The sequence below is a fragment of the Terrabacter koreensis genome, assembly GCF_054783315.1.
In genome coordinates, this window is record NZ_BAAGQU010000004.1 from 1,996,438 (window position 1) to 2,020,106 (window position 23,669).

General features: G+C 72.1%; 24 protein-coding genes and 1 tRNA gene. 15 read left to right on the plus strand and 10 right to left on the minus strand.

Annotated elements, in window-relative coordinates; genetic code table 11:
• Positions 1-49: 49 nt before the first annotated feature.
• Entirely contained in the window at positions 50-235 is a 186-nt protein-coding gene (locus tag ACYVNR_RS12090) for a DUF5703 family protein (RefSeq protein WP_034770947.1), read from the plus strand.
• A gap of 23 nt (positions 236-258) precedes the next feature.
• On the opposite strand, the gene ACYVNR_RS12095 is transcribed toward ACYVNR_RS12090, so the two are convergent.
• Positions 259-1,602, minus strand: coding sequence for a M20/M25/M40 family metallo-hydrolase (locus ACYVNR_RS12095; RefSeq protein ID WP_461048252.1), 1,344 nt, complete (start codon positions 1,600-1,602; stop codon positions 259-261).
• Positions 1,603-1,754: 152 nt separating this feature from the next.
• On the opposite strand from ACYVNR_RS12095, the gene ACYVNR_RS12100 reads away from it, so the two are divergent.
• Positions 1,755-1,841, plus strand: a tRNA-Leu gene (locus ACYVNR_RS12100).
• A gap of 92 nt (positions 1,842-1,933) precedes the next feature.
• Here ACYVNR_RS12100 and ACYVNR_RS12105 read toward each other — a convergent pair.
• Positions 1,934-2,440 carry a MarR family winged helix-turn-helix transcriptional regulator gene (locus ACYVNR_RS12105; protein ID WP_461048253.1) on the minus strand — a complete coding sequence of 169 codons (507 nt, stop codon included), beginning with the start codon at positions 2,438-2,440 and terminating at the stop codon, positions 1,934-1,936.
• 82 nt (positions 2,441-2,522) lie between these two features.
• On the opposite strand from ACYVNR_RS12105, the gene ACYVNR_RS12110 reads away from it, so the two are divergent.
• From ACYVNR_RS12110 to ACYVNR_RS12130, 5 genes are all read left to right on the plus strand, one after another.
• Entirely contained in the window at positions 2,523-3,722 is a 1,200-nt protein-coding gene (locus ACYVNR_RS12110) for a luciferase domain-containing protein (RefSeq protein WP_461048254.1), read from the plus strand.
• A gap of 9 nt (positions 3,723-3,731) precedes the next feature.
• The gene (locus ACYVNR_RS12115) at positions 3,732-4,259 is read left to right on the plus strand and encodes a MarR family transcriptional regulator (RefSeq protein ID WP_045188151.1); all 528 of its coding nucleotides are present in this window, start codon (positions 3,732-3,734) and stop codon (positions 4,257-4,259) included.
• Between the two features lie 69 nt (positions 4,260-4,328).
• Entirely contained in the window at positions 4,329-5,597 is a 1,269-nt protein-coding gene (locus ACYVNR_RS12120; protein ID WP_045188152.1) for an MFS transporter, read from the plus strand.
• A 5-nt stretch (positions 5,598-5,602) separates the two neighbouring features.
• Positions 5,603-6,373, plus strand: a complete 771-nt coding sequence (locus ACYVNR_RS12125; protein ID WP_461048255.1) for a HipA family kinase — start codon at positions 5,603-5,605, stop codon at positions 6,371-6,373.
• Positions 6,370-6,747 carry a DUF3037 domain-containing protein gene (locus ACYVNR_RS12130; RefSeq protein ID WP_458799921.1) on the plus strand — a complete coding sequence of 126 codons (378 nt, stop codon included), beginning with the start codon at positions 6,370-6,372 and terminating at the stop codon, positions 6,745-6,747. The genes ACYVNR_RS12125 and ACYVNR_RS12130 overlap by 4 nt, the downstream gene beginning before the upstream one ends.
• Before the next feature lie 18 nt (positions 6,748-6,765).
• Here the strand turns inward: ACYVNR_RS12130 and ACYVNR_RS12135 are convergent, their stop codons facing one another.
• The 5 genes from ACYVNR_RS12135 to ACYVNR_RS12155 form a co-directional block, all read right to left on the minus strand.
• Entirely contained in the window at positions 6,766-7,575 is an 810-nt protein-coding gene (locus tag ACYVNR_RS12135) for a TrmH family RNA methyltransferase (protein ID WP_045188158.1), read from the minus strand.
• A gap of 82 nt (positions 7,576-7,657) precedes the next feature.
• The gene (locus tag ACYVNR_RS12140; RefSeq protein ID WP_045188160.1) at positions 7,658-8,428 is read right to left on the minus strand and encodes a sulfite exporter TauE/SafE family protein; all 771 of its coding nucleotides are present in this window, start codon (positions 8,426-8,428) and stop codon (positions 7,658-7,660) included.
• 61 nt (positions 8,429-8,489) lie between these two features.
• Positions 8,490-9,695, minus strand: a complete 1,206-nt coding sequence (locus ACYVNR_RS12145) for an SPFH domain-containing protein (protein WP_461048256.1) — start codon at positions 9,693-9,695, stop codon at positions 8,490-8,492.
• Positions 9,696-9,775: 80 nt separating this feature from the next.
• Entirely contained in the window at positions 9,776-10,237 is a 462-nt protein-coding gene (locus ACYVNR_RS12150; RefSeq protein WP_045188164.1) for an NfeD family protein, read from the minus strand.
• A 117-nt stretch (positions 10,238-10,354) separates the two neighbouring features.
• A complete protein-coding gene (locus ACYVNR_RS12155) occupies positions 10,355-11,140 on the minus strand; it encodes an ABC transporter ATP-binding protein (protein ID WP_045188167.1) in 786 nt (261 codons plus the stop codon).
• A 60-nt stretch (positions 11,141-11,200) separates the two neighbouring features.
• Here ACYVNR_RS12155 and ACYVNR_RS12160 point away from each other — a divergent pair, with 60 nt between their 5' ends.
• On the plus strand, positions 11,201-11,965 hold the full coding sequence (locus ACYVNR_RS12160; protein WP_461048257.1) for a hypothetical protein: 765 nt from the start codon (positions 11,201-11,203) through the stop codon (positions 11,963-11,965).
• Here ACYVNR_RS12160 and ACYVNR_RS12165 read toward each other — a convergent pair.
• The gene (locus tag ACYVNR_RS12165; protein WP_461048258.1) at positions 11,962-12,390 is read right to left on the minus strand and encodes a pilus assembly protein CpaE; all 429 of its coding nucleotides are present in this window, start codon (positions 12,388-12,390) and stop codon (positions 11,962-11,964) included. The genes ACYVNR_RS12160 and ACYVNR_RS12165 overlap by 4 nt on opposite strands.
• Positions 12,391-12,443: 53 nt before the next feature.
• Here ACYVNR_RS12165 and ACYVNR_RS12170 point away from each other — a divergent pair, with 53 nt between their 5' ends.
• Positions 12,444-13,193 carry a PIG-L deacetylase family protein gene (locus ACYVNR_RS12170; RefSeq protein ID WP_461048259.1) on the plus strand — a complete coding sequence of 250 codons (750 nt, stop codon included), beginning with the start codon at positions 12,444-12,446 and terminating at the stop codon, positions 13,191-13,193.
• Here the strand turns inward: ACYVNR_RS12170 and ACYVNR_RS12175 are convergent.
• Together ACYVNR_RS12175 and glgA are read right to left on the minus strand one after the other, a co-directional pair.
• Entirely contained in the window at positions 13,183-14,115 is a 933-nt protein-coding gene (locus ACYVNR_RS12175) for a phosphotransferase family protein (protein ID WP_461048260.1), read from the minus strand. The two genes, ACYVNR_RS12170 and ACYVNR_RS12175, sit on opposite strands and share 11 nt — an antisense overlap.
• Positions 14,115-15,317, minus strand: coding sequence for a glycogen synthase (glgA, locus tag ACYVNR_RS12180; RefSeq protein ID WP_461048261.1), 1,203 nt, complete (start codon positions 15,315-15,317; stop codon positions 14,115-14,117). The genes ACYVNR_RS12175 and glgA overlap by 1 nt, the downstream gene beginning before the upstream one ends.
• Before the next feature lie 102 nt (positions 15,318-15,419).
• Between glgA and glgC the strand changes: the two genes are divergently transcribed.
• The 6 genes from glgC to cphA all read left to right on the plus strand — a co-directional run bounded on the left by glgC (position 15,420) and on the right by cphA (position 23,550).
• A complete protein-coding gene (gene glgC, locus ACYVNR_RS12185) occupies positions 15,420-16,679 on the plus strand; it encodes a glucose-1-phosphate adenylyltransferase (RefSeq protein WP_045188177.1) in 1,260 nt (419 codons plus the stop codon).
• Positions 16,676-17,560 (plus strand): LLM class F420-dependent oxidoreductase, encoded by an 885-nt coding sequence (locus ACYVNR_RS12190; RefSeq protein ID WP_461048262.1) that lies wholly within the window; start codon positions 16,676-16,678, stop codon positions 17,558-17,560. The genes glgC and ACYVNR_RS12190 overlap by 4 nt, the downstream gene beginning before the upstream one ends.
• 15 nt (positions 17,561-17,575) lie before the next feature.
• The gene (locus ACYVNR_RS12195; RefSeq protein WP_045188181.1) at positions 17,576-18,307 is read left to right on the plus strand and encodes a ZIP family metal transporter; all 732 of its coding nucleotides are present in this window, start codon (positions 17,576-17,578) and stop codon (positions 18,305-18,307) included.
• An 80-nt stretch (positions 18,308-18,387) separates the two neighbouring features.
• Positions 18,388-19,644, plus strand: a complete 1,257-nt coding sequence (gene serB / locus ACYVNR_RS12200; RefSeq protein ID WP_461048263.1) for a phosphoserine phosphatase SerB — start codon at positions 18,388-18,390, stop codon at positions 19,642-19,644.
• Positions 19,645-19,653: 9 nt separating this feature from the next.
• Positions 19,654-20,574 (plus strand): cyanophycinase, encoded by a 921-nt coding sequence (locus ACYVNR_RS12205; RefSeq protein ID WP_461048264.1) that lies wholly within the window; start codon positions 19,654-19,656, stop codon positions 20,572-20,574.
• Positions 20,575-20,658: 84 nt separating this feature from the next.
• On the plus strand, positions 20,659-23,550 hold the full coding sequence (gene cphA / locus ACYVNR_RS12210) for a cyanophycin synthetase (protein WP_461048265.1): 2,892 nt from the start codon (positions 20,659-20,661) through the stop codon (positions 23,548-23,550).
• Positions 23,551-23,669: the final 119 nt, after the last annotated feature.

Here is a 23,669-nt window from a genome sequence, read left to right on the forward strand (position 1 = left end):
CACGGCATACGGTCTCGTTGGGATCACGGTTGGTGTCAGAATGGCCGCGATGACGGAGTACGAGTACCGGGTCCTGACGTTCGACCGCCACACGTCCAAGGCCCAGGCGCGGCAGGCGGTGCGCGAGCACGCCGAGTACGGCCGTTGGGAGCTGTCCCGCACCGTGATCTACGAGGGCGGCGTGCGCCGGATGTGGCTGCGCCGGCGCATCATGCGCGTCGAGCGCACGGCCTGACCCGGGCGGGCCGCCGCGACCTCTCAGCAGGTGCGCAGGAAGTCACCGAGCACCCGCGCGCCGAAGCGCAGCGAGTCGACGGGCACGCGCTCGTCGATGCCGTGGAACATCGGCGCGAAGTCGAGGTCGGCGGGCAGCCGCAGCGGCGCGAAGCCGTAGCCGTTGATACCGAGACGGCCGAGGGCCTTGTTGTCGGTGCCGCCCGAGAGGCAGTAGGGCAGCACCGCGGCCGAAGGGTCCTCGCGCAGCAGCGACTGCTTCATCGCCTCGACGAGGTCGCCGGAGAAGGGTGCCTCGAGGGCGACGTCGCGATGGACGACCTCGATCTCCACGTGCTCGCCCGCGAGCTCGCGGATCGTCGCCATGAGCGACTCCTCGTGACCCGGCAGGAACCGGCAGTCGACGGCGGCAGAGGCGGTCTGCGGGATGACGTTGTGCTTGTAGCCCGACTCGAGCATCGTGACGTTGGCCGTGTCGCGCAGCGTGCCGCGCACGAAGCCCTGCGCGCCGCCGAGAGTCCCCAGCAGCGGCTCGAGGTCGTCTGCGGCGGGGATGCCGGTCATGGCGCCGAGCGTGTCGAGCAGCTCGCGCACCGACGCGATGTACTCGCGCGGCCACTCGTGGGCGGCGATGCGTCCGATGGCCGCCGCGAGCCGCACGATGGCGTTCTCGTCGTTGGGCACCGAGCCGTGCCCGGCGCGGCCGTGGGCGTGCAGACGCAGCCAGGCGATGCCCTTCTCGGCGGTCTGGAGCAGGTACGCGCGCTGCTCGCCCTGCGGCGTCGGCACCGTGACGCTGTAGCCGCCGACCTCGCTGACGGCCTCGGTGACGCCGTCGAACCACTGCGGGTGGTGGTCGACGAGCCAGTGGCTGCCGAGAGTGCCGCCGGCCTCCTCGTCGGCGAAGAAGACGAACGTCGTGTCGCGGGCGGGCTTGGTGCCGGTGCGGGCGAAGTGGCGGATGTTCGCGAGGATCATCGCGTCCATGTCCTTCATGTCGACGGCGCCGCGACCCCAGATGCAGCCGTCGCGCTCCTCGGCGGCGAAGGGGTCGACCTGCCAGTCGGCGGCGTTGGCCGGCACGACGTCGAGGTGGCCGTGCACGGCGAGGCCGGGGCGCGAGCCGTCCTCGCCGTCGAGCCGCACGACGACGGTGGCCCGGCCCGGCTCGCTCTCGAGCAGCGTCCCCTCGAGGCCGACCTCGGCGAGCTCGCCCATGACGTACTCGGCAGCCTTGCGCTCCCCCGGGCCCGATCCGTCGCCGTAGTTCGACGAGTCGATGCGGATGAGCTCGGCGCAGATGCGGGCGACCTCGTCCTCCGGTGCGAGCGTGGTCGGCGAGGGGCGGTCTGCGTCGTCGTGGCTCATGCGAGCCAGCGTATGCCGCCTCCTCGGGACCCGCGGGTGCGGCCCGTCCCGCAGCGGCGGGCGCCGGCCGGGGCCGTTTGGTCTTTTCGGGTGGCCCCGTGCTAACGTTTCGCCTCGCCGCAAGGGAATCCCACGAGCCCCTTGCACACCTTGTCGGGGTGGCGGAATGGCAGACGCGCTAGCTTGAGGTGCTAGTGCCCTTAACGGGCGTGGGGGTTCAAGTCCCCCCCTCGACACCAACGAAAGGCCCTCGGGTTCCTGCACGTCAGGAGCCCGGGGGCCTTTCTCGTTCGGACGCAGTGCCGGCGTCAGGGCGTCGTGACGCGAGTCGTCAGGAGGCGACGTCGGCCGGAGCGCTCTCGTCGTAGAGCACGGCGAGACGCCGCTCGGGGTCGAGCCGCGGCAGCACGGCGTCGGCGATGGCGCGCAGCTGGCCGACCTGCTCGGGCGTCAGGGCGTCGAGCACCGTCGCGCGGACCCTGTCGACGTGCCCCGGAGCCGCCTGCACGACGGTCTGCCACCCCTTCTCGGTGAGCCTGGCGTTCGTCGCTCGCCCGTCCTCGGGGCACTGGAAGCGCTCGATGAGCCCGCGCTCGTCGAGGCGCCGCGACACGTGCGACAGACGCGTGAGCGTGGCGTTGGTGAGGCGCCCGAGCTGGGTCATGCGCAGGGTCCGGTCCGGGGCCTCGGAGAGCATGGCGAGGACGAAGTACTCGAAGTGCGAGAGGCCGGAGTCGCGGCGCAGCTGGGTGTCGAGCGCCCCGGGGAGCAGCTCCACCACCGCCATCAGCCTGAGCCATGCCGCGCGCTCGTCGTCGTCGAGCCATCTCGTGTCCATGAGACCATCCTACGCTTTAGTTGACGCTACAACCAAGTCATGCCATCGTGGTTGAACACGCAACTACCGTCGAGAGGTCCCCATGAGCACGTCGTTCGCCCCACCCGCCGTCGCGTACGCCGGGAGCGACGACCCCGACGCACCGCTGGTGGTCCTGCTGCACGGGCGTGGCTCCCACGAGCGCGAGATCATCTCGCTCGCGGCACACCTGCCTCGTGGCGCGACCTACGCGGCGGTGCGCGCCCCGATCGCCGAGGGTGGCGGCTACGCGTGGTTCGCCAACCGGGGCATCGGCCGGCCGGTCGCCGAGTCCCTTGCCGACACGATGTCCTGGTTCCGGACGTGGCTCGACGACGTGGCGCCGGCCGGACGCCCCGTCCTGCTCGCCGGCTTCAGCGGCGGCGCCGCCTTCGCCGGGGGCCTCGTGCTCGCCGACCCCGCTCGCTACGCCGGGGCGGCCATCCTCTACGGCACCCTGCCGTTCGACGCCGGAGTGCCGGTCACGCCGTGGCGGCTCGCCAACCTGCCGATGTTCGTCGCCCAGGGCGACGCCGACCACGTCATCCCGCGCGAGCTGCTCGACCGCACCTGGACCTACCTGCTCGGCGAGTCGGGGGCTCCCACGTGGGCGCACCGCGACCCCGGCGGCCACGGCATCACTCCGACGTCGCTGCGACAGCTGTCCGAGTGGGTGCAGGCCCGTCTCTCGCACGTGCTCCAGCGGGGGTCGGTGCCGGTCGGGGTCCCTGCGGACGTCGCCTGGCCCACCGTCGCGGGCGGCTCCCTCCCCCACCGCGCCGGCTCACGACCCGACGTCGCGTGGTCCATCCCCCAGCAACAGCAGTCCGACAACGCTCCGGCCGAGCTGCAGGAGCAGCTCTACGCGCGCATCAGCGCCTTCGCCGACGTCACCTCGGGGCCGTCCCGCATCTCCGTGCCGGGCGCCCGGGGACTCCTGCTCGAGCAGGGGGCGGGTCCCGACGAGGCGTTCCTCGTCCCCGAGGTCCGCGAGTTCGCCCACCTGCACCCGGCGTACGACGGCTCGCTCCACCTCGCCCTGCCCGCGGCACAGGCGGCGGACCTCGTCGCGCACGGCTGGGGCACGCCCCACCCATGGGCCGGTGGTCGCCTGACGCCGGGCTTCGTCATGGTCTTCGGCCCCCGCGACGCCGCCGAGCTCGAGGTCGTGGCCGGGATCGTGGCCGCCAGCCACGCGTACGCGTCCGGTGCACGAGACACCGAATCGGCGTCACTTCCTGAGCGGGCCGCGTCGGCGAACTAGTCTGGCGGGGTGAGCCAGCCGCACCGCAGCGAGAGCCCCTCCCACACGCTCGCCGACGACCTCTACGACGTCCTGGGCCTGGTGCGCCGCCGCTCGCGCCGGCTCGTCGGCGCACCCTTGCCCGAGCTCGACCTCTCCGGCGCCCAGCTCGAGCTGGTCCGCGTGATCCGCCGCAACCCCGGGGTGGCCGTGGCCGATGCCGCCGCCGCCCTGGGGCTCGCCCCGAACACCGTCTCGACGCTGGTCGGCCAGCTCGTGGCGCTCGACGTGGTCGTGCGCGAGCGTGACGACCGCGACCGACGCGTCGCCCGGCTGCACCTGACGGCCCACGCGCGAGCGGCCGTCGAGCTGTGGCGCGACCAGCGCGCCCACGCGATGGCCTCGGCGCTGGAGTCGCTGGACGCCTCGGCCCGCACACGCATCGCCGACGCCCTCCCCCTCATCGCCGAGGTGGCCGCCCGGCTCCCCGACGCCCCGAGGTCCCATGCCCCGCTCGCGCTCGGCGCCCAGCAGGCCGTGCTCGACGGCAGCGCCTGACGAGGCGACCGCAGCGCGCGGCAGCGGCCCTCGGACGACCCGGGGCCGCCGGGCCCTAGTCTGTGCCGCGTGACCTTCCTGCGTGCCCTGTGGACCCTGCTCCGGGGCCGAGGGTTCCGACGCCTGTTCGTCGCACGCGTCACCTCCTCCTTCAGCGACGGCATCTTCCAGGTGGCGCTCGCGAGCCACGTGCTGTTCAACCCCGAGAAGGCCGCCGACGCCCAGGGCATCGCGGTGGCGTTCGCCCTCGTGCTCCTTCCCTACAGCGCGCTCGGGCCCTTCGTCGGTGTGCTCCTCGACCGCTGGCCACGTCGCCGCGTCCTCGTCGTCAGCCAGCTCGTGCGAGCCGCGGCCATCCTGGGGGTGACCGGCTTGGTCACGGGAGCGGAGACGGGGCCGGCCTTCTTCGTCCTGGTCCTCGTCGTCTTCTCCGTCAACCGCTTCATCCTCGCCGGCCTCGGCTCGGCCATGCCGCACGTCGTGCCCCGTTCGTCGCTCGTGAGCGCGAACTCCGTTGCCCCGACGTGCGGTTCACTCGCGTACCTCCTCGGTGGCGGTGTCGGCACGGGCCTGCGTGCCGCTGGAGGCAGCGACGTCCTCGACGTGCTGCTCGCCGCGGTGGGTGTGGTCGTGGCCGCGTGGGCGGCGACCCGTCTGCCGTTCATCGGGCCCGACGACACGAGCGGGGCGCCCTCGGTCGGGCACATCACCCGCTCGGTGGTGAGCGGCCTCGTCGAAGCCGTGCGCACGCTGCCGCGCAAGGCTCGCCTGCTGCTCGTGCTCGTCTTCCTGACGCGCCTGCCGTTCGGCTTCCTGCTGCTGCAGACGCTGCTGCTCTTCCGCGGCCCGTTCGAGCAGGGTCGCGGCGCCCTCGGCTTCGGCATCGCCGCCGGCGCCTCCGCCGTCGGTTTCGCCTCGGCCGCGTTCGTCACCCCGTGGCTGGCCCCGCGCCTCACCGCCGTGCCGTATGCCGCCCGCATGCTCGCGCTCGGCGCCCTCGTCTGCGCCGTGCTGGGTCCCTTCCTCAGCCCATGGAGCATCGTCGTCGTCGCCTTCGTCGTCGCCTTCACGTCGCAGTGCGTCAAGATCACCGTCGACTCGCTCATGCAGGCGCACGTCGACGACCACCTGCTGGGCCGCGCCTTCTCGGCGTACGACGTCGTCTACAACGCGGGCATGGTGGCCGCCGCGGCGCTCGGCGCCCTGGTGCTGCCGTCCACCGGCCTGGCCTGGTGGCCGCTCATCGCATTCGCCTGCCTCTACGGCGTCGCCGCGATGCTCCTCGGCCGGCTCTGGGCCCGGGCCTCCGTGCTCGACCTCGAGCGGCCACTAGGCTGACCGGCGTGCTGCCCGAGCTGACCGCCACCCGCTACGTGACGCCGCTCAAGGAGGGCGGCTCGCTCCCCGGCATCGTCGAGGCCAGCGACGACGGCACCTACGTGCTCAAGTTCCGGGGTGCCGGGCAGGGCCTCAAGGTGCTCGTGGCCGAGGTGCTCGTCGCCGGCATCGCCCGGCTGCTCGAGGTGCCGGTGCCCGACCTCGCCGTCGTCCGGCTCGACCCGCGCATCGCCCGCTACGAGGCCGACGAGGAGGTCCAGGACCTGCTCACCGCCTCGGTCGGCACCAACCTCGGCGTCGACTTCCTGCCCGGCTCTCTCGGCTACGACGGCTCGCGCCCGCCCGACGCCGACCTCGCCGAGCGGGTCGTCTGGCTCGACGCGCTGACGGCGAACGTCGACCGCACGTGGGCCAACCCCAACCTGCTGGTCTGGCACGGGCGCACCTGGGCCATCGACCACGGTGCGGCCCTCTACTTCCACCACTCGTGGCCCGGCAAGGAGCCGTCGCCCGAGCGCTTCGCGGCGCAGCCCTTCGACGCGAGCAAGCACGTGCTGCGCGACGTCGCCGGTGACGTCGCGCGCAGGCACGACGAGCTGGCGGCCCGGCTCGACCCCGCCGCCCTCGCGGCGGTCATCGCCGAGGTGCCCGACGAGTGGCTCGAGCCGACGCCCTACCTCGCCGACCCGGACGCGGTGCGGGCGGCATACGCCCGGATGCTGCGTGCGCGCCTGGACGGGCCCCTCGCGTGGGTGCCGTCGGGGGTCGCGGCGTGAACGCGTACCAGTACGTCCTGCTCCGCCTCGTCCCCCGCGTCGACCGCGAGGAGTTCATCAACGTCGGAGTCGTCCTCTACTCGCAGGACACCGGGTTCCTCGACGCCGCCTGGGAGATCGACGAGTCGCGGGCCGCGGCCCTGTGCCCGACGTGCGACCTCGACGGCGTCCGCTCGATGCTCGACCGGGTGCGTGCCGTCTGCCGCGGCGAGACCGGACGCGGCCTGCCGACGCTCGACAAGCAGGGCCAGCGCTTCGGCTGGATCATCGCCCCGCGATCGACCGTGGTGCAGCCGGGCCCCGTGCACGGCGGTCTGTGCGAGGACCCGGCGGTGGAGCTGCAGCGGCTGCTCGACCGGCTCGTGCGCGCCTGAGCCCGAACGGGACTCGGCTCAGCGAGCCCGCAGGGCCCACATCGCCACGGCGCTCGCGGCCGCGACGTTCAGCGAGTCGACGCCGCCGGCCATCGGGATGCGCACCGTGACGTCGGCACCCTGCACCGTGTGACGCGAGAGCCCGTCGCCCTCGGTGCCGAGCACCAGCGCGACCCGCTCGGGCGGATGGGCCTCGAGCTCGTCGAGTGAGACGGAGTCGTCGGTGAGGGCCATGGCCACCACCGTGAGGCCGGCCTTCTTGAGCAGGTCGAGGCCGCCCGGCCACGGGTCGATGCGCGTCCACGGCACCTGGAACACGGTGCCCATCGACACCCGGATCGAGCGGCGGTAGAGCGGGTCGGCGCATCGCGGGGTGATGAGCACGGCGTCGACGCCGAGGGCGGCGGCGCTCCGGAAGATCGCTCCGACGTTCGTGTGGTCGACGACGTCCTCCAGCACGACGACACGTCGCGCACCGGCGAGCAGGGACTCGACGTCGGGCAGGACGGGGCGCTGCATGGCGGCCAGGGCGCCACGGTGGAGGTGGAAGCCGGTCAGCTGCTCGATGACGTCGTGCTCGCCGAAGTAGACCGGGATGCCCTGCGCCTCCGCGTCGGCGACGATGTCCGCCAGGTCGTCGAGCCAGCGCCGCGCCATGAGGTAGGACCGCGGCCGGTGCCCCGCCCGCAGGGCCCTGCGGATCACCTTCTGGCTCTCGGCGATGTAGAGGCCCCGCTCGGGCTCGGTGCGCCGCCGCAGCACGACGTCGGTCAGGGCGACGTAGTCGGCGAGCCGGGGGTCGGCGGGGTCGGTGATCTCGATCGGCACGCCCGTCAGGCTAGTGCCGTCACGAGGGGGCGCCGTCACCGGCGGGTGCAGGCCCCGGTCGCGCCGTGGCCGTGGCGGATGGTCAGGGGAACCAGACGAGCTTGACCACGGCGACGAGGCCGATCGTGATGATCAGCGCACGCAGCGCGTTGGGCGGGATGCGTCGCCCCACCCGGGCGCCGATGATGCCGCCGACGAAGGCGCCGACGGCGATGAGCAGGACGACCAGCCAGTCGATGTGGTCACGGGCGAAGATGACGAACACCGTTGCGGCCACGAAGTTCACGATGAGCGACAGCACGTTCTTGTAGCCGTTGAGCCGCTGCAGCGGCTCGAGGCTGAGGGCACTGAACAGGCCCATGAGCAGGACGCCCTGGGCCGCGCCGAAGTAGCCGCCGTAGACGCCGGCGACGAAGACGCCGACCCCGATGGCCGGGGCGTGCCAGGCCGGCGGACGGGTGTCCACCCCCTCGGGGTGCGCCCGGGCCTGGATGCGTGGACCGGCCAGCACGAGCACGAGGGCGACGAGGATGAGCACCGGCACGATCGCGCGGAACGCGGTCGCCGGCAGCACGAGCAGCAGCCCGGCCCCGACCACGGAGCCGACGAACGACAGGGGCATGAGGCGGCGCAGCGTCGGGGCCTGGCCACCGAGCTCGTGCCGGTAGCCCCAGGAGCCCGTGATGCCGCCTGCGACGAGCCCGATGTTGTTGGACACGTTGGCGACGAGCGGGTTGACCCCGAAGAACAGCAGGGTCGGGAAGGTGATGAGCGTCCCCGAGCCGACGATCGTGTTGATCAGTCCCGCCCCGGTGCCCGCGAGAGTGATGGCGACGGCGGACCAGAACGACACCCGGCCACCCTACAGAGGGTGACCGGGTGTCGCCGTGGTGGCGGTCCGTGGAGCGCCGGGGTCAGCGCTGGGTGGGCGGCTCGGGGCTGGACCCCGGAAGGTCCTCGGGGGCCGCGATGTCGGCCGGCGGCGACGCAGGCGGCGCCGGCGGCAGGGCTCCGGGCGTCGGCGGGGCTGCTGCTGGCGGCGGCGGGACGTCGGCTCCGCCGGGGCGGACCGGAGGCTGCTGCCGACCGATGGGGGCGGCGTGCTCGGTCGACTCGGCGCTGGCGGCGGCCGCCTGGCCACGGGCCTCGGCGAGGGCCTTGGCGGAGTCCTCGAGGATCGTCTCGGCGAAGGCGTCCTCCTCGGCGTCCGTCGTCGGCACCCACGGCTCGTCGTCGTCGCCCTGCCGCGGCTCGGTGCCACCGAGGGCGCTGCCGATGCCCTTGAGGGCGTCGGTCAGCTCGGAGGGGACGATCCACATCTTGTTGCTGTCGCCGCGCGCGAGCTGCGGCAGCACCTGGAGGTACTGGTAGGCGAGCAGCTTCTGGGTCGGCTTGCCGCGGTGGATGGCCGAGAAGACCTGCTGGATGGCGCGCGCTTGGCCCTGGGCCTCGAGGATGCGCGCCTGGGCGGAACCCTCGGCGCGCAGGATCTGGCTCTGCTTCTCACCCTCGGCGGTGAGGATGGCCGACTGCTTGACGCCCTCGGCGGTGAGGATGGCCGCACGACGGTCGCGCTCGGCGCGCATCTGCTTCTCCATCGAGTCCTGCACCGAGTGGGGCGGGTCGATGGCCTTGAGCTCGACACGGTTGACGCGGATGCCCCACTTGCCGGTGGCCTCGTCGAGGACTCCGCGCAGCTGGCCGTTGATCTGGTCGCGGCTCGTCAGCGTCTGCTCGAGGTCGAGCGAGCCGATGACGTTGCGGAGGGTCGTGACCGTCAGCTGCTCGATGCCCTGGATGAAGTTGGCGATCTCGTAGACGGCCGCCTTGGCGTCGATGACGGAGTAGTAGATGACGGTGTCGATGCTCACGACGAGGTTGTCGGAGGTGATGACGGGCTGGGGCGGGAACGACACGACCTGCTCACGGAGGTCGATGTTCGCCCGGACCTTGTCGACGAACGGCACCAGGAAGTGGATGCCGGCCGTGAGGGTCTTGTTGTAGCTGCCGAGCCGCTCGACGATCTGGGCCGTCTGCTGCGGCACGATGCGCACCGTGCGCAGCACCACGACGATGGCCACGATCACGATGAGGATCGGGATGATGAGTACCGGGTCCACGGACTACTCCCTGCTCTGTGCGCCCCCGAGGACGCGTGGTCTGGGCGTCCGGACCGGGCGGCCCGGACGGTTCGTCGGTCTCACTCGCCGACGAGGCGAGCGCGGCTGACGACGGCGGTGGCGCCGTCGATCGAGTCGACGACCACCTCTTCACCCGGCTCGATGCTGTCGCCGAGGGTGCGGGCCGACCAGGTCTCGCCGGCGAGCTTGACCGTGCCGCCCGCAGGGCTGACGCGGTCGAGGGCGACCGCCGACCGGCCGATGTTGGCGGCCGCGCCCATGAGCTGCTGTGGGGTGTTGGCCTGAAAGCGTTTCACCAACCAGGGACGCACGATGGCGAGCAGGGCGACCGCGACCAGGGCCGCGACGACCGCCTGCACGACGGGCGGGGCACCGAACGCGGCAGCGACCGAGCCGCCCACCGCGCCGCCGGCCAGCATGAGGAAGGTGAAGTCGACGGTCGCGGCCTCGATGGCGACGAGGACGAGCGCCACCCCCAGCCAGACCAGCCACGCGTAGCCCTCGAACACCAGTAGCCCCATATCGTCGAGCCGGCACCGTGAAGACACCGACGTCTCGTGCGTCACACCTGTGACGCTCTCGATTCTGCCTCAGTTCCCTTCGAGGACCTACGAATCGCGGGCGGTCGCGGGTTGCGATCAGGACTCGGCGCGAGCCGACCAGCGCTCACCGTGCTGCTCGAGCACGAGCGGCAACCCGAAGGTGGCGCTGAGGTTCTCGGCCGTGAGGGTGAGCGGAATGGGTCCGGCGGCCACGACCTTGCCGTCGCGGATCATCAGCACGTCGGTGAACGACGGTGGGATCTCCTCGACGTGGTGGGTGACGAGCACCATCGCCGGCGCCTCGGTGTCGGCGGCGAGGTCACCGAGCCGGCGCACGAGGTCCTCGCGGCCACCGAGGTCGAGACCTGCGGCCGGCTCGTCGAGCAGCATGAGCTCGGGGTCGGTCATCAGCGCTCGCGCGATCTGCACGCGCTTGCGCTCCCCCTCGCTGAGGGTGCCGAACGCCCGGTCTGCGAGGTGGTCGGCGCCGAGCGCCTTGAGCAGCTCCATCGCGCGCACGTAGTCCATGTGGTCGTACGTCTCGCGCCAGCGGCCGATGATGCCGTAGGAGGCGGTGACGACGACGTTGCCGACGAGCTCCGACGGCGGGATGCGCTCGGCCATCGACGAGCTCGCGAGCCCGACGCGAGGCCGCAGCTCGAAGACGTCGACCGCGCCGAGGACCTCGCCGAGAATGCCGGCGACGCCGGACGTCGGGTGCATGCGGGCGGCGGCGATCTGCAGCAGCGTCGTCTTGCCGGCACCGTTGGCGCCCAGCACGACCCAGCGCTCGCCCTCCTCCACCTCCCAGGTGACGTCGTCGAGCAGCGTCGTCGCACCGCGGCGAACGGTGACTCCGGCGAAGGCGAGGACGTCACTCATGGACCAGACCCTATGACACGGTCACCGGGCACCGGTGCGGCGCACCCCTACGATGACGACGTGCCCGAGCTGCCTGCCTCCGTCCGCCTCGCCCTGTGGGTCACGGCGTCGTGGCACGGAGGTCCGACGACGTCGGAGGCGCTGACCCGGGCCTTCCCCGACCTCGACCACGTGGCCGGTGACCTGGCCCGGCTCGACGTCTGGCGCGACCTCGGCGAGCAGGCACTCTTCGTCGCGCTCCCCCGGCCGGGCGACCTCAGCCGTATGCCGCGTGGCTCGGCGGCCGCGACTGCCCACGCCGCCGACGCCGGCGAGTGCGTCTTCGTCGCCGGCATCGGTGGTGTGCTCGTGCCGACGCTGTCGGAGTTCGGGCCGGAGGGCGACATCGGCGTCCGCGCGGACTGGACGGCCTACGAGGCCGACCCCGTGCCGCGGCACCGCATGGAGATGCTCGACCTGCGCGACGTCGAGCGCGAGCTGATGCACCGGCTGCGCGAGCACACCGCCCGCTTCGAGCAGGTCGGTGGCCATCCGTGGGGCGACGAGGCCCGCGCCGAGGCGCAGGCCGACCTCGACACCGCGCTCTGGGGCATCCCGCCCGCGACCCCCGGCCGCGCCCTGCGCATCATGGCCCTCGCCGCCAACCTGTCACGCCTGGCGCACCGGACGGCAGGCCTGACCTCGCTCGGCTCGAGCGGGCTGGACGCCGGCACTGCGGCTGGCCGGGGGATGCTCCTGCGCAGCCTCGCGGCCGACGCCGACTCGGCGCTCGCCGACGCGACCAACGTCGCGGTCATGACGATCGCCGGCTGGCGTCCGGCTTAGGCGGACTGCTCCTCGTCCGGTGCCGACGAGCCGAGGACGGCCGTCACTGCGCGCGCGTAGGCGCGCTCGGCGTCGATGTCGACGTGGCGCTCGAGGTCGTCGTGCGCCCCGCGGATCGTGACGGCATACCCGCCCTCGAGGCGCTCCAGCGAGACGAACGCGTCGCCGAGCAGGTCACGCAGCTGGTCCTCGCGGGGCAGCCACACGACCTTGTCCTGCTCGACGCTGTCGAGCGCCCACTCGGTCGTGCCGTTGAAGCCGATGACGTCGCCCGTCTTGAAGTGGTGCACGTCGACGGTGATCTCGCTGATGACGAAGACGTCCTCCTCCATGCCGTTCACCGGGACGACGAAACGGTCGCCCGAGCTGGGCTGCCAGACGAGGCCGGCGTCGGTGAGCCGTCGGGCGAGTTCGATGGTCAGCATGCTCCATCGTCACATCCGGCCGGTCACGGGCCAAGGAACCCTAGATTTGTCCCGTGACCCACCAGAGCGAGAAGACCGAGCGCCCCCGCCTGACCCCCCTCGACGAGACGACCTTCGACACCGTGCTCTGCGTCGTCGCGCACCCCGATGACCTCGAGTACGGCACGGCCGCCGCGGTCGACAAGTGGGTGCGGGCCGGCAAGACGGTGACCTACCTGCTCGTCACCCGCGGCGAGGCCGGCATCGACACCATCGCGCCGGCGGAGGCCGGGCCGCTGCGCGAGCGCGAGGAGCGCGAGGGGGCGGCCCGGGTCGGGGTCGACGTCGTGGAGTTCCTCGACGGCTTCACCGACGGCGTCGTCGAGTACGGGTTGCCGCTCCGGCGCGCGATCGCCCGCGAGATCCGCATCCGGCGCCCCGACCTCGTGGTCTCGACGACGTACGCCGACCACTTCCCCGGCGGGTTCGTCAACCAGGCCGACCACCGCGCGGTCGGGCTCGCCACCGTGGACGCGAAGGCCGACGCGGGCAACCGGTGGATCTTTCCCGACCTGCTCGACGAGGGGCACGAGCCGTGGCAGGTCAAGCAGCTGTTCGTCACCGCGGATCCCGAGCCGACCCACTTCGTCGACACGTCCGACCACTTCGAGGCCGCCGTCGCCTCGCTCGAGGCCCACGACGCCTACCTCGCCGCGCTCGGCCCGGACTACCCGAAGCCGCGGGACCTGCTGCAGATGATCCTCGGAGGTCCGGCCGAGGTGACCGGGGCGACCTACTCCCTGGCGGGACGCCTCATCGGGTGACGAGCGCCTCGACCAGCGGGCGCAGGGCGCGGGCCCGCCGGGCCTGCCAGGCGCGCATGGTCGGAGCGGACGGGACCGGGTCGCGCAGCGAGTTGTGCCGGAACATGCCGGTCATCGCGACGACAAATCGTATTGCCTCGTAAGGCAGTCCGGAGAGGATTCCCTTGGCGGCGCGCAGGGCCACCGCGTCTCCCCCCACATGCCCGCAGGCCACGACGTCGGCGGCCAGGCAGGCCGTGTCGAGCCACGGCGCTCCGATCGCCGCATGCGCCCAGTCGACGAGCCAGACGCCCTCGTCGTGCTCCACGACGTTGTCGCACCGGACGTCGAGGTGGACCGCGTGCCGGCCCGCGGTCCAAGTGCGCCAGCCGCGGCTCATGGCGACGAGCGGGCCGAGGTGCTCCCGTTCCCAGGGATCGAGCACCTCGCCGGCATCCGGACGCTCGGCGAGGAGCTCCCAGCCGTCGAGCGCGGGGAGGCGGTCGACCGCCGGCGGGAGTCCGTGCACGTCGGTGTGCGTGGAGAGGACTGCCACCGCCTTGGTGGCCGCGGCCAGGTGCTGCGACCGCCACGGCGGCCCCACGGCCCTCCCCGATGCGGCCTCGGTCACGATGACGACCCAGTCGCCGTGCACCACGTGCGCCACGAGAGGGGCGTGCGGCACGTCGTCGGGGACTCGTGCGAGCACCTCGATCTCGCGCGTGTAGAGCCCGTGCGCCTTCGCACTCTGTTGGGCTGCAACGGCTTTCGCGAAGACCTGGCGTCCGTCACCCAACGCCAGGACCGCCGCCGGCCCGGGCGCCATGCCGCCGTGGACGGCCTCGACCCCGACGATCGGCGCGTCCAGGACTCGCTCGACCGCGCGGACCAGCGATCGTGGGGCATCGGCCCAGTCGGATCGTGCGGTGAAGCCTGCCGGCATCAGCCGCCGAGGACTGCCCGGTAGACCTCGAGGGTGCGGTCACCGATCGACGCCCACGAGAAGGAGTCGACCGCTCGCGCGCGGCCGGCCTGCCCGAAGGCGCGCGCCCGGTCGACGTCGGACACCGCGTCGGTGAGGGCCGCAGCCAGGTCGGAGACGAACCGGTCGGGGTCGACCGGGGTTCCGGTGCCGTCGGTCACCTGCTCGATGGGCACGAGCCAGCCGGTCTCGCCGTCCACGACGACCTCGGGGATGCCACCGGTCGCGGTGGCCACCACCGCGAGCTCGCACGCCATGGCCTCGAGGTTGACGATGCCGAGCGGCTCGTAGACCGAGGGGCACGCGAAGACGGTGCCGTGGCTCAGCAGGGCGACGACCTCGTTGCGCGGCAGCATGTCGGGGATCCACACGACACCGTCGCGCTGGTCCCGCAGCTCGTTCATCAGCCCCTCGACCTCGGCCAGGATCTCGGGGGTGTCGGGCGCGCCGGCGCAGAGCACGATCTGGACGTCCGGCGGCAGCTGGGCGCAGGCCCGGAGCAGGTAGGGCAGGCCCTTCTGGCGGGTGATGCGCCCGACGAAGACGACCGACCGCTTGTCGGGGTCGACGCCGTGCTTGCGGACGATGTCGGCGGCCTCGCTTGAGCGATCGGCCTGCCACAGCTGCGCGTCGATCCCGTTGTGCACCACGTGGACTCGCGACGGGTCGAGCGACGGGTAGCTGCGCAGGATGTCGTCACGCATGCCCGCGCTGACGGCCACGACACCGGCGGCCGACTCGTAGGCGGTGCGCTCGGCCCATGACGACACGCGGTAGCCGCCACCGAGCTGCTCGGCCTTCCAGGGCCGCATCGGCTCGAGCGAGTGCGCGGTCACGACGTGCGGCATACCTCCGAGGAGCGACGCGAGGTGCCCGGCCATGTTGGCGTACCACGTGTGGGAGTGCACGAGGTCGGCGCCCACGCAGTCGCCGGCCATGGCGACGTCGACGCCGAGCGTCTGCATGGCTGCGTTGCTGCTCGCCAGCTCGGTGAGGTCGGCGTATGCCGTCGTGCCGGCCTCGTCGCGCGGCGCGCCGAAGCAGCGCACCTGCACGTCGATGTCGCCGCGGGCCCGCAGCGCCCGGACGAGCTCGGCCACGTGGACGCCGGCGCCTCCGTAGATGGCGGGCGGGTACTCCTTGCTGAGGATGTCGACGCGCACACCTCGACCCTAGTGCCGTCGCAATCCCAGAGAGCGAAAAGCTCTGGCGATCTTGCGTGCTGAACCTGTCGAGGCGCCGGAGCCTGCCCTAGGGTGGCGAGCATGGCCCGACGAAGCCCAGCCGCTGGTCCGAAGGTTCTTGCGATCGTGCTCGCCGGGGGTGAGGGCAAGCGGTTGATGCCGCTCACCGCCGACCGGGCCAAACCAGCGGTGCCGTTCGCCGGCATCTACCGCCTCATCGACCTCGCCCTGTCGAACGTCGTCAACTCCGGCTACCTCCAGGTCGTCGTGCTGACGCAGTACAAGTCGCACAGCCTCGACGCCCACGTCACCAAGACGTGGCGCATGTCGACGCTCCTCGGCAACTACGTCACGACGGTGCCGGCGCAGCAGCGCGTCGACAAGAACTGGTACCTCGGCAGCGCCGACGCGATCTACCAGAGCCTCAACCTCATGCACGACGAGCGGCCCGACATCGTCGTCGTCGTCGGCGCCGACCACGTCTACCGCATGGACTTCAGCGCCATGGTCGAGCAGCACATCGAGTCGGGCGCCGCGTGCACGGTCGCCGCGATCCGGCAGCCGATCTCGCTCGCCAACCAGTTCGGGGTCATCGAGGTCGACGACGCCGACCCGTCGAAGATCGCCGCGTTCCTCGAGAAGCCCAGCGACCCGAAGGGCCTGCCCGACAACCCGGCCGAGGTGCTGGCCTCGATGGGCAACTACGTCTTCACCGCCGACGCCCTCGAGGCCGCGGTGACGGCCGACCACGACGACGCGGACTCCAACCACGACATGGGCGGCGACATCGTGCCCTACTTCGTCTCGCGGGGCGAGGCCGGCGTCTACGACTTCAAGGACAACGAGGTGCCCGGGGCGACCGACCGCGACCGCGGCTACTGGCGTGACGTCGGCACCATCGAGTCCTACTACGACGCCCACATGGACCTCATCTCGATCCACCCGGTCTTCAACCTCTACAACTACGAGTGGCCGATCTACACGCAGCACAGCCCCTACCCGCCGGCGAAGTTCGTGCACGGCAGCGGCGACCGCATCGGTGAGGCGCTCAACTCGGCCGTCTCCCCCGGCGTCGTCGTCTCCGGCGCCCACATCTACGCGTCGGTGCTGTCGCCGCTCGTGCACGTCCACTCCTACGCGAGCATCCAGGGGTCGGTGCTGCTCGACGGCGTCCAGGTGCAGCGGCATGCACAGATCCGCCGCGCGATCATCGACAAGAACGTCGTCATCCCCGAGGGCTGCCAGATCGGCATCGACCACGAGTACGACCGGGCACGGGGCTTCCACGTCACCGACACCGGGATCGTCGTCGTCGGCAAGGGCCAGGTCGTCACCCGGTGACCCCGGCGACCGACGAGGCGCCGGCAGCGCCCGCGAGCTCCGTCGACGCCCGACCGGCGCGGGTCGGCATCCAGATCCCGCCGCAGCACGCGACGTGGGCGCAGATCCGCAGCACGGCCGCGACGCTCGAGGAGATGGGCGTCGACGTCCTCCTCAACTGGGACCACTTCTTCCCGCTCAGCGGCGACCCCGGCGGCCTGCACTTCGAGTGCTGGACGATGCTCGGCGCATGGGCCGAGTCGACCGAGCGCGTCGAGATCGGCGCCCTCGTGACGTGCAACAGCTACCGCAACCCGAGCCTGCTCGCCGACATGGCCCGCACGATCGACCACATGAGCGAGGGACGGCTGATCCTCGGCATCGGCTCGGGCTGGAAGCAGCTCGACTACGACGAGTACGGCTACGAGTTCGGCACCGCCGGTGGTCGGCTCGACAACCTGGCCCGTGACCTGCCGATCATCCGCGACCGCTGGGCCAGGCTCAACCCGCCTCCCACGCGCGACATCCCCATCCTCATCGGCGGCGGCGGCGAGAAGAAGACGTTGCGCATCGTCGCCGAGCACGCATCGATCTGGCACGGCTTCGGCGGACCTGCCGAGATCGCCCACAAGCACCGCGTGCTCGACGAGTGGTGCGCGCGCCGCGGCCGCGACCCGCTCGAGATCGAGCGGTCGGCGGGGGTCGCCTTCGTGCCGGGACGCAACCCCGACCAGTCCGGCGACTACGCCGGCAACGCGCAGCAGCTCCACGACATCGGCACCCGCCTCTTCACGGCGAGCGTCGCGGCCGCGCACCCCGACCTGGCGCGCGTGCGAGACCTGCTCCAGTGGCGCGACGAGGTCAACGCCACACGCGCGAGGTCGACCGCAGCGCCTGCCTGAGGGTATGGACCCGCCATGCTGACCGCGACCTTCTGGGGCCTGGTGGGCGGGGCCGCCCTGCTCGTCGGGGCCCTGCTCGGCCTCTACGCGCACGCCTCCAACCGTGTCATCGGCATCGTCATGGCCTTCGGCTCGGGCGTGCTCATCAGTGCTGTGGCCTTCGAGCTGACCGAGGAGGCCTTCCGGTCAGGCGGCACGCTGCCCGTCGTGCTCGGCCTCGTGGGCGGGTCGCTCGTCTTCTTCGTCGGCGACTGGCTCATCGACCGGCGCGGCGGCCACCGGCGCAAGAGCCCGACCGGCACGCCGCAGCAGGGCGCGGGCGCGATGGCGCTCGTCCTCGGTGCGCTGCTCGACGGCATACCCGAGTCGGCCGCCATCGGCGTCAGCATCCTCAGCGGCGGCGAGGTCGGCATCGCCATGGTGGCGGCGGTCTTCCTCTCCAACGTGCCCGAGTCGATGTCGGCGAGTGCCGGGCTCAAGCGCGCCGGGCGCTCGAGCGGCCAGGTGCTGCGGCTGTGGCTCACCGTGACCCTCGCCTCCGGACTGGCGGCCGGTGCCGGCTACGTGCTGCTGCAGGGCGCCTCGCCCGCGGTCGTGGCGGGCATCCAGACCTTCGCCGCCGGGGCGATCATCACGATGCTGGCCGACACGATGATCCCCGAGGCGACCGAGCACGCCGGCCGGCTCGTGGGCCTCGTCACGATGATCGGCTTCGCCCTCGCCTTCCTGCTCAGCGCGCTCGGCTGAGACGGCGGTCACCACGCCCGAGCCGCCGTATGCCGGATGGCGAGGTGGCGCCCGCCCGTGCCGTCACTACGCTGACGCGGGTGACCGAAGAGAGCCGTACGCACGGGACCTCCGCAACGGACATCCAGACGCTCAGCGTCACGGTGACCGGTGACGACCGGCCCGGTGTCACCGGCACCCTGCTCGGGGCGCTGTCGGGCGTGGACGCCGAGGTGCTCGACATCCAGCAGGTCGTCGTCCACGGTCACCTCACCCTGACGGTGCTGCTGCGTCCCGGCGCGCACGTCGACCAGCTGCGAGACGCCGCGGCCGTGGCCGCCCACCGGCTCGGGCTCACGCTCACCGTCGTCGAGGGCACCGGCGACAACGCGCGTCCCCGCCAGGGCCGCGCCGCCGTCGTGGTGCTCGGCGCGCCGCTGAGCGCGGACGCCGTGTCGCTCGTGACGACCCAGATCGCCGAGCACGGCGCCAACATCGACCGCATCCGGCGCCTCTCGCGCTACCCCGTCACGACGGTCGAGTTCGACGTCTCGGGAGCGGACGTGCCGTCGCTGCGCCGGGACATGGCGCTCGTCGCGGCGACGGAGGCCATCGACATCGCCGTCGCCCCCGGCGGCCTCGCCCGGCGCGGGCGTCGCCTCGTCGTCCTCGACGTCGACTCGACGCTGATCCAGCAGGAGGTCATCGAGCTGCTCGCCGCCCACTGCGGACGTGAGGCCGAGGTCGCCGAGGTGACGGCGCGGGCCATGGCCGGTGAGCTGGACTTCGAGGAGTCGCTCCGGGCGCGGGTCGCGACGCTCGCGGGCCTGCCCGCGAGCGTGCTCGACGAGGTGCGCGCGGCGGTGGAGCTGACCCCCGGGGCCCGCACGCTCGTGCGCACGCTCAAGCGGCTCGGCTTCACGGTCGGTCTCGTCAGCGGCGGCTTCATCGAGATCGTCGGTGACCTCGCCGCCGAGCTCGGCATCGACCACGCCCGCGCCAACCGTCTCGAGATCGTCGACGGACACCTCACCGGGGGCGTCGTCGGCGACGTCGTCGACCGGGCCGGCAAGGCGCGCGCCCTGCGCGAGTTCGCGGAGCAGGAGGGGCTGCCCCTCAGCCGCACCGTCGCGATCGGCGACGGTGCCAACGACCTGGACATGCTCGACGCCGCCGGCCTCGGGGTCGCCTTCAACGCCAAGCCGATCGTGCAGGAGCAGGCCCAGACCTCGGTCAACGTGCCCTACCTCGACTCGGTGCTCTACCTGCTCGGGATCTCCCGCGAGGAGATCGAGGAGGCCGACATCGACGACGGCACGCCGACCCAGGCTCCGCCGGTCCCGCACCACGGTCACTAGGCTGGCGCGATGCAGACCGTGGCCACCTCGTCAGCAGCACCGAACCCTGACGGCATACGGCGCACGCTGCTCGTCATCGGTGGCGCCGAGGACCGCATCGGCCGGTCGGTCGTGCTCAAGCGCTTCGTCAAGCTCGCCGGGGGCCGGCGGTCGCACATCGTCGTCATCCCCACGGCGTCGTCGTTCGCCGACGAGGTGTCCGACGCGTACCGCGACGTCTTCACCCGTCTGCGCGGGGGCGACGTCTCCGTGGTCAACCCGGCGACCCGACGCGACTCGAACGACCCGGCGATGGTCGAGCTGCTCGACAGCGCCACCGGCATCTTCCTCACCGGCGGCAGCCAGGTCAAGCTCTCCCAGAACATCGTCGGCACCCCCGTCGGCGACGCGATCGTGCGGGCGTACGAGCGCGGCGCCGTCGTCGCCGGCACGTCCGCCGGCGCCTCGATCATGAGCCGCTACATGATCTCGCTCGGCGAGGAGGGGCTCACCCCACGCCAGCGCGCGAGCCAGATCTCGGCGGGACTCGGCCTCGTCGAGGACGTCATCATCGACCAGCACTTCGACCAGCGCGGCCGCTACGGCCGGCTCATGTCCATGGTCGCCGCCTCCCCCAACCTGCTCGGCATGGGCATCGACGAGAACACGGCCGCCGAGATCCGCGGCGGCACCGTGATGTCGGTCATCGGGGCCGGCTCGATCTTCGTCGTCAACGCCCGCAACGCCATCACCGACGCGCCCGACGCCCGGCGCGGTGCGCCGCTGCTCGTCTCCGGCGCGGTGGTGCACTCGCTGCCCACGGGCAGTACGTTCGACCTGGGCCACGTCGAGCTGACCGCGTTCGTCGAACGTCACCCCGACATCGAGGGTGCGGTCGTCCCGGCGAAGGTCCGGGCGGCGCGCTCCTCGACGAGCAGCGCCGCTCGCTAGTCCAGCAGTCCCGCCCGTCCCTGAGAGTACGGTCGTGCGCGAGGTGCCCCTGCGGCATACGCACGACCACGTAGGAGGAGATCCATGGCCGTCGAGGTCCCCACCCCCACAGGCCCGGCCCGCCCGGACCTGAAGATCCTCGAGACCCGGATCTACCGCGGCCCCAACGTCTGGTCCTACCAGCAGGCCATCCACCTCGTCGTCGACCTCGGCAGCCTCGAGGAGTACCCCACGGTCTCGCTCGACGGCTTCACCGACCGGCTCATCGAGCTGGTGCCCGGCCTCGAGCGGCACACGTGCTCGCTCGGCCGGCGCGGCGGCTTCATCGAGCGGCTGCGCGAGGGCACCTGGCTCGGCCACGTCGCCGAGCACGTCGCACTGCAGCTGCAGACCCTCGCCGGCCACGACTCGCGGCGCGGCAAGACCCGCGCCGTCAAGGGCGAGCCCGGCCACTACAACGTCATCTACAGCTACACCGACGAGACCGTCGGCGTCGCCGCGGGCAAGCTCGCCGTGCGCCTCATCAACCACCTCGTCGACGGCGAGGACGGCTTCGACTTCGAGACCGAGTTCAACGCCTTCCTCAGGCAGGCCGAGCGGGTCGCCTTCGGCCCGTCGACGGCGGCGATCCTCGAGGAGGCTGCCTCCCGCGACATCCCGTTCATCCGCCTCAACTCCGCCTCGCTCGTGCAGCTCGGGCAGGGCGTCCACGCCCAGCGCATCCGCGCCACGATGACGTCGAAGACGGGCGCCCTCGCCGTCGACATCGCGAGCGACAAGGACATGACGACCAAGCTGCTCGGCTCGGCGGGGCTGCCGGTGCCCAAGCAGGAGGCCGTACGCACCCTGCGCGGCACGCTCGACGCGGCCCGCCGCATCGGGTTCCCCGTCGTGGTCAAGCCGCTCGACGGCAACCACGGGCGCGGCGTGTGCCTCAACCTCCAGAGCGACGAGGAGGTCGAGAAGGCGTACGACATCGCCAAGGCCGAGTCGCGGCGCGGCACGATCATCGTCGAGTCGTTCGTCACCGGGCGCGACTACCGCTGCCTCATCGTCGGCGGCCGCATGCAGGCCATCGCCGAGCGCGTGCCGGCGCACGTCGTCGGCGACGGCACGCACACGGTGGCCGAACTCGTCGACATCACGAACGCCGACCCGCGCCGCGGCGTCGGGCACGAGAAGGTGCTGACGAAGATCAAGGTCGACGCCAACGCGCTCGAGATCCTCGCCGGCCAGGGCCACACGCTCGAGTCGGTGCCGACCGAGGGCGAGATGGTCAAGCTGGCGCTCACCGGCAACATGTCGACCGGCGGCATCTCCATCGACCGCACCTTCGACGCGCACCCCGACAACGTCGAGATCGCCGAGGAGGCCGCGCGCATCGTCGGCCTCGACGTCGCCGGCATCGACTTCATCTGCCCCGACATCACCTACCCGGTCCGTGAGACGGGCGGGGCCATCTGCGAGGTCAACGCCGCGCCGGGTTTCCGCATGCACACGCACCCGACCGTCGGCGAGCCGCAGTTCATCGCGAAGCCGGTCGTCGACCTGCTCTTCCCGCCGGGCGCCCAGTCGCGCGTGCCGATCGTCGCCGTCACCGGCACCAACGGCAAGACGACGACCTCGCGCATGATCGCCCACATCTTCAAGGGCCTCGGCCGCAAGGTCGGCATGACCTCGACCGACGGCGTCGTCATCGACGAGCGGCTCGTCATCAAGGCCGACGCGTCGGGTCCGCGGTCGGCCCGGATGGTGCTGCAGAACCCTCGCGTCGACTTCGCCGTCATGGAGGTCGCCCGCGGTGGCATCCTGCGCGAGGGCCTCGGCTACGACCGCAACGACATCGCGGTCGTCACGAACATCGCCCCGGATCACTTGGGGATGAAGGGAATCGACACCCTTCGCCAGCTGGCCGACGTCAAGGCCGTCATCGTCGAGGCCGTCCCGCGCGACGGCTTCGCGGTGCTGAACGCCGACGACCCGCACGTGCGCAACATGCGCCGCAAGTGCTCGGGCGGCATCGTCTGGTTCACGATGTCCGAGCCGGGCAGCGAGGTGCGCGAGTTCGTCGACGACTACTGCCGTCGCGGCGGCCGCGCCGTCGTGCTCGAGCCCAGCGACCGCGGCGAGATGATCGTCATCAAGCACGGCCGCCGGAGCATGCAGCTCGCGTGGACGCACCTGCTGCCGGCCACGTTCGGCGGTGCGGCGGGGTTCAACGTCGCCAACGCGCTGGCCGCAGCGGGCGCCGCGTTCGCCGCGGACGCTCCCCTGCACGACATCCGCCAGGGGCTGCGCACCTTCGCGACGACGTACTACCTCTCCCCCGGCCGCCTCAACCTCGTCCAGGTCGCCAACGCCGAGGTCTTCGTCGACTACTGCCACAACGCCGCCGGCATGAAGGAGCTCGGCGCGTTCGTCGACCGCTACGCCGCGCAGAAGCAGGGCCAGGCCGACCTCGGCCGGACGTCGCGCATCGGCATGATCGGTGCGGCCGGTGACCGGCGCGACGACGACATCCGCGAGCTCGGTGCCGTCGCCGCCCAGCACTTCGACGTGCTCGTGGTGCGCGAGGACGCCCGCCTCCGAGGTCGCAAGGCCGGCGTGAGCGCCGCGCTCGTCGCCGAGGGGGCGCGTCAGGCGATGGCCGAGGGGGCGCGCTGCCGCCAGGTCGAGATCGTGCTCGACGAGCTGGAGGCGACCCGCCACGTGCTCGCCCGCACCAATCCCGGCGACCTCGTCGTCATGTGCGTCGACCAGCACTCGATGGTCGTCGCCGAGCTCGAGGAGCGCACGAAGTCGGCCCAGGCCGGTGCCCGCATCGGCACACCCGCGGCGGCGACGAGCGACCCCGACCTCGACCCGACCACCCTCACCGAGACGGCCGAGGCGGAGGGCGACGAGGCCGAGGGTGAGGCACTCGGTGCGGTGCCGGGCGAGACGCAGCCCGAGATGGCCGACGACACCGCGATCTGATCCGAGTCCCCCGACGCCGTCGAGTGCTCACTTTCCAAGGTCGGAAGGTGAGCACTCGAGGCACCGGCCCATCGAGTGCTCAGTTCCCGACGCGCCAACCCCATCGAGTGCTCAGTTTC